At 41.9% G+C, this 11,459-nt stretch carries 11 protein-coding genes; 6 read left to right on the top strand and 5 right to left on the bottom strand.

Annotation, left to right across the window (positions count from 1 at the left end; all coding sequences use genetic code 11):
• Positions 1-10: 10 nt before the first annotated feature.
• The 6 genes from kamB to KOLE_RS11735 are packed head-to-tail and all read left to right on the top strand — an operon-like array spanning position 11 to position 5,770.
• On the top strand, positions 11-1,039 hold the full coding sequence (gene kamB / locus KOLE_RS04850) for a lysine 5,6-aminomutase reactivase subunit KamB (RefSeq protein WP_015868331.1): 1,029 nt from the start codon (positions 11-13) through the stop codon (positions 1,037-1,039).
• Positions 1,036-2,457, top strand: a complete 1,422-nt coding sequence (kamC, locus tag KOLE_RS04845; protein ID WP_015868330.1) for a lysine 5,6-aminomutase reactivase ATPase KamC — start codon at positions 1,036-1,038, stop codon at positions 2,455-2,457. The genes kamB and kamC overlap by 4 nt, the downstream gene beginning before the upstream one ends.
• A 41-nt stretch (positions 2,458-2,498) precedes the next feature.
• On the top strand, positions 2,499-4,058 hold the full coding sequence (gene kamD, locus KOLE_RS04840; protein WP_015868329.1) for a lysine 5,6-aminomutase subunit alpha: 1,560 nt from the start codon (positions 2,499-2,501) through the stop codon (positions 4,056-4,058).
• Positions 4,055-4,843, top strand: a complete 789-nt coding sequence (gene kamE, locus KOLE_RS04835; RefSeq protein WP_015868328.1) for a lysine 5,6-aminomutase subunit beta — start codon at positions 4,055-4,057, stop codon at positions 4,841-4,843. The genes kamD and kamE overlap by 4 nt, the downstream gene beginning before the upstream one ends.
• A 24-nt stretch (positions 4,844-4,867) precedes the next feature.
• A complete protein-coding gene (locus KOLE_RS11740; protein WP_049753248.1) occupies positions 4,868-5,407 on the top strand; it encodes a diacylglycerol/lipid kinase family protein in 540 nt (179 codons plus the stop codon).
• A 9-nt stretch (positions 5,408-5,416) separates the two neighbouring features.
• Positions 5,417-5,770 (top strand): diacylglycerol/lipid kinase family protein, encoded by a 354-nt coding sequence (locus tag KOLE_RS11735; protein ID WP_049753247.1) that lies wholly within the window; start codon positions 5,417-5,419, stop codon positions 5,768-5,770.
• Here the strand turns inward: KOLE_RS11735 and KOLE_RS04825 are convergent.
• Genes KOLE_RS04825 through KOLE_RS11115 form a run of 5 tightly spaced genes read right to left on the bottom strand, consistent with a single transcriptional unit; the run spans position 5,762 to position 11,450 of the window.
• Positions 5,762-6,655 carry a hypothetical protein gene (locus KOLE_RS04825; RefSeq protein WP_015868327.1) on the bottom strand — a complete coding sequence of 298 codons (894 nt, stop codon included), beginning with the start codon at positions 6,653-6,655 and terminating at the stop codon, positions 5,762-5,764. The two genes, KOLE_RS11735 and KOLE_RS04825, sit on opposite strands and share 9 nt — an antisense overlap.
• A 5-nt stretch (positions 6,656-6,660) precedes the next feature.
• On the bottom strand, positions 6,661-7,107 hold the full coding sequence (locus tag KOLE_RS04820) for a PspC domain-containing protein (RefSeq protein ID WP_015868326.1): 447 nt from the start codon (positions 7,105-7,107) through the stop codon (positions 6,661-6,663).
• A 12-nt stretch (positions 7,108-7,119) separates the two neighbouring features.
• The gene (locus tag KOLE_RS04815) at positions 7,120-8,613 is read right to left on the bottom strand and encodes an ABC transporter ATP-binding protein (RefSeq protein WP_015868325.1); all 1,494 of its coding nucleotides are present in this window, start codon (positions 8,611-8,613) and stop codon (positions 7,120-7,122) included.
• Between the two features lies 1 nt (position 8,614).
• On the bottom strand, positions 8,615-9,547 hold the full coding sequence (locus KOLE_RS04810; protein ID WP_015868324.1) for an ABC transporter permease: 933 nt from the start codon (positions 9,545-9,547) through the stop codon (positions 8,615-8,617).
• Positions 9,540-11,450, bottom strand: coding sequence for an ABC transporter permease (locus KOLE_RS11115; RefSeq protein WP_015868323.1), 1,911 nt, complete (start codon positions 11,448-11,450; stop codon positions 9,540-9,542). The genes KOLE_RS04810 and KOLE_RS11115 overlap by 8 nt, the downstream gene beginning before the upstream one ends.
• Positions 11,451-11,459 lie beyond the last annotated feature (9 nt).

The following is an 11,459-nucleotide window of genomic DNA, read 5'->3' as shown; positions in this document are numbered from 1 at the left end:
AGGAGTACCGATGAAAACACGTGATCTCCTTAAAAAAATACTAGATCTAGATAGCGTTGCTATCGTTGGAATGGAAAAGAATACCGGAAAAACCGAGGTGCTTAATTTCATCGTTAAGCACCTCGGTGATTCTTCAACTAAAATTGGGGTTACTTCTATTGGAATGGATGGCGAAAGTATCGATCAGGTAACGTTGACGCCAAAACCTGAAATAATACTCAGAGAGGGCAACTTTTTTGCAACTTCGGAACGCCATTTCAAAGAGAAAAAATTTCTTGCCGAGATACTTGAAGTTAGTGAGATTTTTACTCCGCTGGGAAGAATTGTGTTAGCGAAAGCATTAGAACCGGGGAAAATAATTCTTACAGGTCCTTCGACAACTACCCAGGTTAAACGAGTGATAGAAGATATGATAAAGTTGGGTGCCACTACCGTATTGGTGGATGGGGCGATTTTTAGGCTGAGCTCTTCTTCACCGTTTATAACGGACGGTGTTATTCTTGCAACGGGAGCAGCATTATCCCTGAATAAATACGAACTTCTGAAAAAGACGAAGCATAAGGTTAATTTGATGAAACTCCCTGAAGTTAGCCAAGAACTGCGGAAAAAACTTTCCAGCGTAATCGAAGCGCTGTGGCTCGTTGACGATAAAGGGGAGCTTGAAAAAATTCCCATGAAGACTACGCTATTAGGAATAGGGGATCTGGAAGAAGATGTTTTAAAGGGAAAACGTATATACGTGACGGGATCACTTTCTGAAAAATTTGTACGGAACATTATTCAGAGAAAGTGGAAAACTATGCCTGAAATCATCGTTAGAGATTACACAAAGGTTTTCGTTTCTCCAGAAACATTGGATAGGTATTTCCGTCTTGGTGGCAGGATCTTTGTTTTGAAACAGGTAAATCTTCTGGCGGTTACCGTTAATCCTCTTTCTCCAAAGGGCTACAAGCTCAATTCGGAAGAGCTTGTAGGGCTTCTGGAGAAGGAACTGGGAGTACCGGTTATCGATGTCGTTGAAGAAGGTGATTTGACGTGATTGAAAGGGATTTTGCGGAAAAGATTGGTTTCACATATATCAAAAACGCTCTCGATATAATCACGCCTATGGGCAGGAAGCATCTTGAGTCCCTTGAATATCTCACCGATCCTGAAAAGATCGAAGCTGAACTCAGAATTTTTGATGAAATAGCCAGGTACATCGCCTGTAACCTTTCTCTTAAGGATAATCTCAAGCATAGGTTGTGTCAACTCAGGGATATTTCTGGTGTGGTTAAGAGATTGGGAACAGGTGAAACCTTCGATGATATCGCACTTTTTGAAATAAAGGCGTTCTGTATTGAAGCGGAAGAACTTCGAAGGTTGCTTGTTACCCCGCCGAAGTCGATTGAAATTCCAGAGCTTTCGGAAGTTATCAGACTTCTGGATCCTGAAGGGTTCGGAATGAAAAGTTTTTACATATACGATGCTTATTCCGTCGAACTTGCTGCTTTAAGGAAAAGAAAGCGGGAGTTAGAGGGACTTTCAGATGGTGATGATGTTCAGGTAAACGAGGAACTTAACGATTTGATTAACAGGATAGGAGATATTGAAGATCGCATCCGAACAATGCTTACAGAGAGGCTTTCAAAATATCGTGAGCTTCTCGAAGAAGCGCTTGAAAAGGTTGGATTTTTAGATTTTTCTCTTGCAAAGCTGGAGATCATAGAGAAGTTTGGTTTCATTAGACCCACTGTTTCTGATAGTGTAACAGAATATGTGGGGTTGTTTGAGCCACAGGTTAGCGATGAACTGAAGAAAAAGGGAAAAGAATTTCAACCTGTTGATATACAGCTACAACCCGGAGTAACTCTTATAACCGGTGCTAATATGACTGGTAAAACCGTTCTATTGCGTTCCCTTGCTGTCGCTCAAGTGTTGTTTCAATTTGGTTTCTATGTTCCGGCGAAGAGGGCAAAAATAAAGCCTGTTGATGGGGTTTTCTTTTTATCGGGGGATTATCAGTCTTTCAAACACGGGTTATCTTCATTTGCCGCTGAAATGATTCAGTTGAACACAGCGGTAGAATTTTTAAAGGTGGGGAAAAGAGGATTATTTCTTTTTGACGAGTTAGCAAGGAACACGAACCCCCACGAGGGGAAAGCCATTGTAAAATCAGTTTTGAGAAGATTTAATTCATCGAAATCTTTCACAGTTATTACCACGCATTATGATGGAGTTTCCAGAGGTGAAAACGTACACCATTATATGGTAAAAGGATTGAGAGAAGATATTGATGTTAGTGGTGAAGTCAAACCAGAAACACTTACGGAATACACCGATTATTCACTTGTTAAGGTGAAAGGGGAATATCAGGTACCACGCGAAGCTTTGAAAGTGGCAACTCTTTTGGGAGTCGATCCCGTCATTATAGAAACTGCCAGGGAATTACTAGACGAAGAAACAGAGTTACATTAGATTGAATAAATGAATGAAATAGATCAGGGAGGCTTGAGATTATGAAAAGTAAGCTTGGTCTAGATTTTAAGAAAGTTGAATATGCCAGGAACCTTGCGAAAGACATCGCTGCTGATGTACAGCAGTTTGTTGATAAACATACCACGGTTAGCGTTGAAAGAACCATTACCAGACTTTTAGGTATTGACGGTGTAGATAATACTGGTGTTCCATTACCGAATGTTGTGGTAAATCAGATAAAGGAAAAGGGCTTGCTTTCTGAGGGTATAAGTCTGTTTATGGGAAACGCGATACTCGAAACGGGAATGACTCCGCAGGAGATAGCAGAAGAAATCGCTAAAGGCAAATTGAACATTACGGAATTGCCAATGCATCCGATAGACAAGATCAGAGAGGCACTTGAACCGTATGTGGACAAAGCAATAAAGAAAATAGAAGACAACAGAAAGACCCGGGAAACGATGATAGAACGCCTGGGAGAAGGACCTCAACCGTATCTGTATGTTATTGTAGCTACCGGCAATATATATGAAGATGTTATTCAAGCCCAGGCAGCGGCCAGACAGGGAGCCGATATAGTTGCAGTTATTCGATCCACAGGTCAGAGCCTTTTAGACTATGTTCCATATGGTCCTACGACAGAGGGTTTTGGTGGGACTTATGCTACCCAGGCTAACTTCCAGATAATGAGGAAAGGACTTGATGAAGTCGCGGAAGAAGTTGGTAGGTACATTCGCCTCTGTAATTATTGCTCGGGTTTATGTATGCCTGAAATAGCTGCAATGGGTGCATTTGAAAGACTTGATGTCATGCTAAACGATGCTCTTTACGGGATTCTTTTCAGGGATATAAACATGCAGCGAACCCTCGTTGACCAGTTTTTCAGTAGGGTTATCAATGGTTTTGCCGGGGTCATAATAAATACCGGTGAAGACAACTATCTGACAACAGCAGACGCTTATGAAGCAGCTCACACGGTTCTGGCATCACAGTTTATAAATGAGCAATTAGCCTTGCTTGCTGGTATACCAGAAGAGCAAATGGGATTAGGACACGCTTTCGAAATGGATCCCGAACTGGAAAATGGTTTCTTATACGAGCTTGCCCAGGCTCAGATGGCGAGGGAAATATTCCCAAAAGCGCCGTTAAAATATATGCCTCCCACAAAATATATGACCGGAAACATCTTTAGAGGGCACATACAAGACGCTCTATTCAACGTCATCGCCATATGGACGCATCAGGGGATTCAACTTCTTGGAATGCTCACAGAAGCCATACACACTCCTTTCATGTCAGATAGGTATCTCTCCATTGAGAACGCTCGCTATATTTTCAATAACATGCGAAATATCGGTGATGAGATATACTTCAAAAAGGACGGTATAATCCAGAAAAGAGCTCAGCAGGTTCTTCAAGAAACCACGGAACTCCTGGAAAAAATTCGTGAAATAGGTCTTTTCGGTGCTCTTGAAAGAGGAATTTTTGCGGATATAAAACGCAGTAAAACCGGCGGAAAAGGACTCGATGGAGTTGTAGAAAAAGGGAAAAATTATTTCAATCCGTTTATTCCGAAGATGTTGGGGGTTGATGAAGAATGAGTGGATACAATCTTGAGAAAAAAGAATTCGATAAGACCCTTAACTTCAGAGCGGTGAAGCCTTATGGAGATACAATGAATGATGGAAAAGTTCAGCTCAGCTTCACACTACCCGTTCCCGCTGGCGAGGAAGCCGTTGAGGCTGCAAAACGTCTCATGAAGAAAATGGGACTCCAAAACCCGCAGATTGTTTACTGGAAGGAGCTAACCCACGGATTCACTTTCTTTGTGGCTTATGGAGAATGTGTTCACACGGTTGATTACACAGCTATAAAGGTTCCAAAGGCAAACGTGAAAAAAATGACGATGCAGGAAATAGATGAGTATATAAAGGAAAACATTGGCAGGAAAATAGTTGTTGTTGGGGCTACTACAGGTACTGACGCGCATACAGTTGGTCTGGATGCTATTATGAATATGAAGGGATTTGCCGGCCACTACGGTCTGGAGCGCTATCAGATGTTTGAAACTTACAACATGGGCAGCCAGGTTCCAAATGAAGAGTTTGTTGCGAAAGCCATAGAGGTTAATGCTGACGCTCTCCTTGTATCTCAAACAGTTACGGCTAAGGATGCACACATCAAAAATATGACCGAATTGGTAGAACTTTTGGAAGCCGAGGGAATTCGTGATAAAGTAATATTAATTGCGGGTGGTGCGAGAATAACTTACGAACTTGCCAAAGAACTCGGTTACGATGCGGGATTTGGACCTGGAACATTTGCGGAAGATGTTGCGGCTTTCATAGCCCAAGAAATGGTTAGAAGAATGAGGAAAGAAAAGTGAAGAAAAAGTTTAAGGAGTGAAAACGTGAAGGTTTTGGTGATCGTTAATCCAACCGCTTCCAATGGAAAAGGTCTTACCGATTATAAGAACGAAATTTCAGGGCTTTTAGAAAATATTCTTGGAAAATTCGATGTTGTCTTTACTGAATCTCAGGAACACGCCTGGAAAATTGCCAAAAAAGCTGAAGGCTACGACAGAGTTATAAGCGTTGGTGGAGATGGAACACTCAATGAAGTTGTTAACGGTCTCATTGAAGGTGGACATGATATACCTGTTGGAATAATTGGTGTTGGTACAGGGAATGATTTCATAAGGACACTAGGCATTCCAAATAATTATCCTGATATGGTAAAGAATGCATTGGGAAATAAGTTTATAGAATGTGATTTATTGTATACGGAGTTCACTGATTTTAATGGTCGTGTGCAAAAACGCTATGCGGTTAACGTTGTGGGAACTGGATTTGATGCTGCGGTCACTACAAGATTTAATAGGTTACGTTTTAAATTCAGAGGGACGTTCTCGTATTTGATGTCTTTCTTCATAGAATTTCTTGTAACATGAACGTACCCATTGAACCTTGAGATTGATGGCAGAAAACTCGATACAGAGCAGTTTTTCATGGTTTTTGGAAATGGAAAATACTTTGGTGGAGGCATGAAGATCTGCCCTCTGGCTGATCCTTCTGATGGGAAAATAGATATAGTAGGAATAACCAAGATGCCGAAGTTAAAGCTCTTTTGTCATTTTCCTGATGTTTACAAAGGAGAACATTTAAAAGTAAATCCCGTGCTTCACAACACGGGACGTGTTATAAAAATTGAAGGAAAAAAAGAGACGCTCATAGAAATGGATGGAGAGGTCGTAGGAAAACTCCCCATGACAATAAAGATCGTAGATAGAGCATTGAAAATAGCTTCAGCGTGAAACCTCTAGATCCAGTATGCCGGCGTCAATTTTCAGTGTACTTTCGATGGGGCTTTCCATGGAGCCAAAGATATAATTTGAATCAAAACGATGTTCCTGTACCCCGAGGGAACGTATCTTTTTCATACTAGTGCCAGCATTGAGCGTCAGCTTTACACCTTCGGGGACGTTTACTTCTCCTTTAATAACTCCACCCTTGAGAGTTACAGACGTATAAATGGACTGAGAGAGATTTAATGAAAATTCCAGAATACCGCTCTCGATGTTCAGTTCTTTAATAGTAAGACCGGAAAGATCAAGATCAGTTTTGAACACGCCGGATTTCGTGTAAATAATGTATTTGTAAGCTGGATTAAGGTTTAGAACGACCTTTGATTTATCTATGAAGCTTAGAAAATCTTTCTTTTGCACATTCAGGGTGATGATAAATCTATCACCTTTTAACTTTTTTTGAATGTCGAAAACCGTTCCGGAAGATACGGAATACCAAACATCCCCAATCTTGTCTTCCTGTACCACGCCAGATAAGTTGTTTATAGTGAGCGTAAGAACGTCAGATTTGAGATAAATCTCAACCGCTTCAACTTTCACATTCTCCGGATTTTCCAGAAGAAGTTCGCTGGTTTGAAATTCCCCTTCGCCAATGATTCCTGAGGGCCAGAAGAATAGGAACAACACGAATAGAGCGATAAGAATATTATTCACGTATTTTACCCAGTGGAACCCTTTGACGCTGGAAAGTATTCCCAGACCGACGAAGATCAAAATCATTGGCCAAAAGTCTGAGAGGTTAAACATCACGTTATGAAACGAATCCATTGTAAGGTTTCCAGTAACGAGTAAAATGCCTAAAATGACGAGAATTAATCCAAGGGCTAGTTTCAAGGATTTCACTCCCCTTCTTTAACCAGCTTGTACAACAAATAACCCCCTCCTGCCATGAGCAGGACACCAAGGAAAATCTTTCCGAAGACTACCGAAAATATTGTAAAAGTAGTGAAAGAACTCATCAAGAGGACAAACCCAATTACAATCACAATGAGAGCCATTAACAATCGATTTTTGTCAATTTTATTCTCTTTGTCCTCTAAAGAAGTCGGGGTAGTGTTAACCGAACGTTCAGCGCTTTGATCCGTATTTTCTGCAGAAGCACCCAGTGGTTCTCGCGGAATGATAATCATGGCGATGAGATAAAGGATTAACCCTGCGCCATGGGCGAAGAGGAGCAGTACCCAGATAAGCCTTATTATTGTCGGGTCTATTCCAAAATATTCGGCTATCCCGCCACAAACTCCGTCGATCACTTTGTCTTTTCGTGATTTGTAGAGCCTTTTCATAAGATCCCTCCTTTAAAGGTATTTCTCGAAGTTCACCCCGGCCATTAATTGACCGATAAGCTCCTGGTTTTCAGGTAATGCTTCTATCCTTTTTGTCAGTTTACCTTTATACATTACTACTATGATATCAGAAATCTTATATATTTCTTCGAGATCGGTGGAAATAAGTAAGACAGGGATTCCATTCTGACTTGTTTTCAGTAGTAATTTATGAATATGTTCGGTTGAGGCTACGTCAAGTCCATTAGTGGGGTTAACAGCTATCAAAAGATTCAACGGAGCCTCCAGTTCCCTTCCCGCCAGAACCTTTTGAGCGTTACCGCCTGACAGTTTCTTTATCGGTGCCCATATAGAAGGAAGTGATACCCTGTATTTTTTCACCACCTTTTCGGAAAAATTCCTGACTTTCTCCCGGTTGATAATCCCTTTTGATGAAAATGGGGTGCCACTTATCGACTTAAGAACGATATTTTCACTAACCGATAGATCCGGTATCAACCCTGTCACAAATCTATCTTCAGGTATATAACCTATCCCGTATGAGAGGGCTTTTTGGGGAGAGTTTATTCTCACGTGATTTCCATGGAGAAATATTTCCCCATCGTAGGTCCGCAAACCGTAGAGCCCTTCTGCAAGCTCGCGTTGCCCGTTGCCTTCAACACCGGCTATCCCGAGAATCTCGCCGGCTCTTAAATCGAAAGAGATATTTCTAACTGCGGGTGTCCCCCTATCCCCAATAACTGTGAAGTTTCTTACCCTTAAAATCTCTTTGCCGATGTTTTTCGGGAATTTCTCAATGATTGTGTATTCCCCAACCATCATCTTGACGACTTCCTGGGGTGAAACGCTTGTAGCGTCCACAGTGGCAATTTTCTTTCCCGTTCTAAGAATGGTTATTCTGTCTGAAACGGTAAAAACCTCTTCCAATTTGTGGGTTATGAATACGACAGATTTTCCCGTTGATTTCAACTCACGGATTATGTCAAAGAGAGAATACACCTCGGATGGTGCGAGGGCCGACGTGGGTTCATCGAGGATCAGTAGGTCCACATCGCGATACAGAAACTTAAGGATTTCCACTTTTTGTTTTTCCCCGTGCGAGAGCTGCCAGATCTTTGTATCCAGATCGAGTCCGAGATGAAACCTTTCAATAATTTCCTCAACGGCTCTTCTCAATTTATCGAGCTTTTCTCTACTTTTAAGCCCCAGTATAACGTTTTCGAATACACTGAAAGATGGTACCAATGAAAAGTGCTGTTGAACCATGCCAATACCTTTTTCAAGAGCAATACGCGGGGATTGTATGAAACTCTCTTCTCCGTTGATGAATATCTTTCCTTCATCCGGAATGTGTATTCCGTACAGGATCTTCATCAGAGTTGTTTTTCCTGCACCGTTTTCCCCGAGTAGCGAGTGTACTTCACCGGGCAGTACATCAAAGTCTACTTGGGAGTTAGCAACAACAGAACCAAACTTCTTGACAATACCCTCCATTTTGATTTGCATACTATCTTCTCCTGTAAGGTATTCCAATTGCTGAAGGCGCACCGAGTTTCCGCCTTGCAGCTTCAGAGGATATGAAAATCATTATCAGTACAGTAAGCAGGTACGGGAACATATCCATAATGTAGGGGGAAAGCTTCACATTTAAAACCTGCGCACGATACTGCAATGCGGAGATTCCCCCGAAAAGATATGCACCCAGCAAAGCCCTCCATGGTCTCCAGCCGGCAAAGATGACCAGAGCGAGAGCTATCCAGCCTCTTCCGGCTGTCATATTCTCCACCCACAGAGGAGAATAGGCGATGGAAATATAAGCCCCTCCAACAGCGATTATAGTTGCTCCTAATGAAGTCGCGAACTGTCTGGTAAGGAAAACGTTTATACCTGTGAAATCTGCTGTTTCTGGCGATTCTCCTACGGATCTTAGGTGCAGGCCATTCTGTGTTTTGAATAACCAGTAATGGAGTAATGCGATGAGGATTATAGATGAATAAACGAGTATATCTTGGGAAAAAAGGGCTTTTCCGAGAACCGGAATCTTTGAAAGATATGGGATTTCTATGGGCTTTAGAGAGTTTTTCAAACCTATTCCAACATAAGCTCTCCCTATATAACCACTCAGGCCAGTTCCAATCATCATAAAGGCGAGACCTGTAACAACCTGATTGAGCCCCATATTTACCACAAAAAGAGAATATATGTATCCAAAAATAGCTCCAACTACTGCTGCTGCGAGTATTCCGAAGTAAGGGTTTCCCGTTTGAACTGCGACAGCAAACCCTGTTATCGCACCCATTAACATGGTTCCCTCGATTCCAAGGTTGAGTACACCGGAGCGCTCCGTTAATAGCTCGCCGGCGGCCGCGAATAGTAATGGAGTTCCTGCTCTCACGGCTGCTTTTGCCAGATCGGTTGTAATAGAAAGAAGTTCAGACATGTTGTTTCACCTTCCCGGTGCGGGGGATTACTTTAACATGATAACGCTGCAAGAATCCCCCGACTAAAAGCGTCAGCAGAACAATTCCCTGGAAGAAACTGGAAACTGCCACAGGAAATTTCATCAATAATTCTAACCTCGCATTTCCTACGAAAAGCCCCGCGAGAAGCGGTCCGGAAATCATAATTCCACAGGGATTTAACCCGGACAACCAGGCAACAATGATAGCTGTGTAGCCATAGCCTGGTGAAAAGTGGGATTGAAGTACATATTGTGCGCCCATCATATGAATTGCTCCTGAAAGCCCTCCAAAGGCTCCACTTATGACCATTGCTAAGAGCAAGAATCGTCTGGGGTTCATTCCGGCATAACGGGCAGCCCGGTTGTTAAGCCTTATCGCTTTCCATTTGAATCCTAAGGTTGTTTTTTGAAACACGAACCACAACAACAAGGCTATAACGGGAAGCAGGAATATCCCGACATGCACATCTGTACCTGGAATTTTCGGAAGTTTAACTGGTATCGGATCTGAAAGCGGGAAGTTTCTAACAGACGAGCTTTTCCACGGTCCGTAAACAAGATAATCCACGATTCTTATGGCGACATAGTTGAACATGAGGGTCGATAGAATTTCATTTACTCCAAATCTTACCTTCAGGAACCCTGGAATCAGTCCCCAGATAGCTCCCATAAGGATTGAAAAAAGCGGGATGATTATGAAATATATCCACACAGGTGCACCGGGTATGAGAAAGACAGATATCCATACTGCTCCAATGGCCCCAAGGTAAAATTGCCCTTCCATCCCTATATTCCAGAGCCCGGCGTAGAAAGCAATAGCGAGGCCAAAAGCATCTATCGTTATAGGAACAGCTTTGTTGAGCGTTTCAGAAAGCCCCGCTCTGCTGAGGAAAGCGTATGAAAACATTTCCCTTATACCGTAAAGTGGGTTTTCACCAAAAATCAAGATCAGCACCGCTATGATTCCAAGGGCGACAAAAAGAGAGATTATCGGGACTATAATGCTTTTTGAGCTTTCTTCCTTTTCCTCTATGGTTATTACATATCTCCTTCTAATAATGAATATGTAGAATAGCATTTCCAGCGCTATCAAAATCAACACCCAAAGGGTATAACGTTCCCTTAATTTTTTCTTCTGTGATTCAATGATATCCTTGTTTACATAAAAAGCCGTAGACAGCGTTTGTCCAGAAATGCTCAGTTTTTTTACCAGCCATGTATCACCGGAATCGAATTTGTTTAATCCTTCTGAAACTTTTTCAAGAGCAGGTACTTTTGATCCTTTTTGATAGTCGTTCGAGGCTATAACTACAAAATCCTTATCCGTTAACACCATGCCGTATCGTTCTTTTTTGGTGAGATACTTTGTTGCACTGTTCAGAGGTATCCTGGTTACTCTCAGAACACCTTCAATGTTTCCAATATCGAAGGAGATATCAACATAAAGTTTCCCTCTTTCAAGGTATATACAACTGATATAAACATTTTCTGAAAACTCTCTGGCTTTTAGGAACCACGGTTCTTTCCTTTCATCGAGCGGGAAAAAGCTTCCTGGAACCAGTTTGTAATAGCCAAAGGCGTCAACCTGGTCACCACTATTCAAAACGATGTAAAAATCCTGGCCTTCTATTCTGTTTTGCAAACCGGCCACAAACTCACTCAACTTATTGGAAGAAAAGGAAAAGCTATAGGTATAATCAGAAATTACTTCTTTTATGTTTTCAACATCCCCTTCGATACCAGTGACGAATTCATCGCATAGGTTTTTCAGCTCAGAATAAACAGCAGAAGTGCCTTTTTGCACTTCTGCCAGATATATTCCGGAAACGATAAACGCTGTTGTGATAGCAACTATGGAGAGTAATAACAGGCTCTTACGCATAGCTTTTCA

This window comes from Kosmotoga olearia TBF 19.5.1 (assembly GCF_000023325.1).
In the GTDB taxonomy this organism is placed as follows: Bacteria; Thermotogota; Thermotogae; order Petrotogales; family Kosmotogaceae; genus Kosmotoga; species Kosmotoga olearia.
Note: the sequence above shows the minus strand (reverse complement) of the source record. Positions and strands in the feature narration are given on the sequence as shown.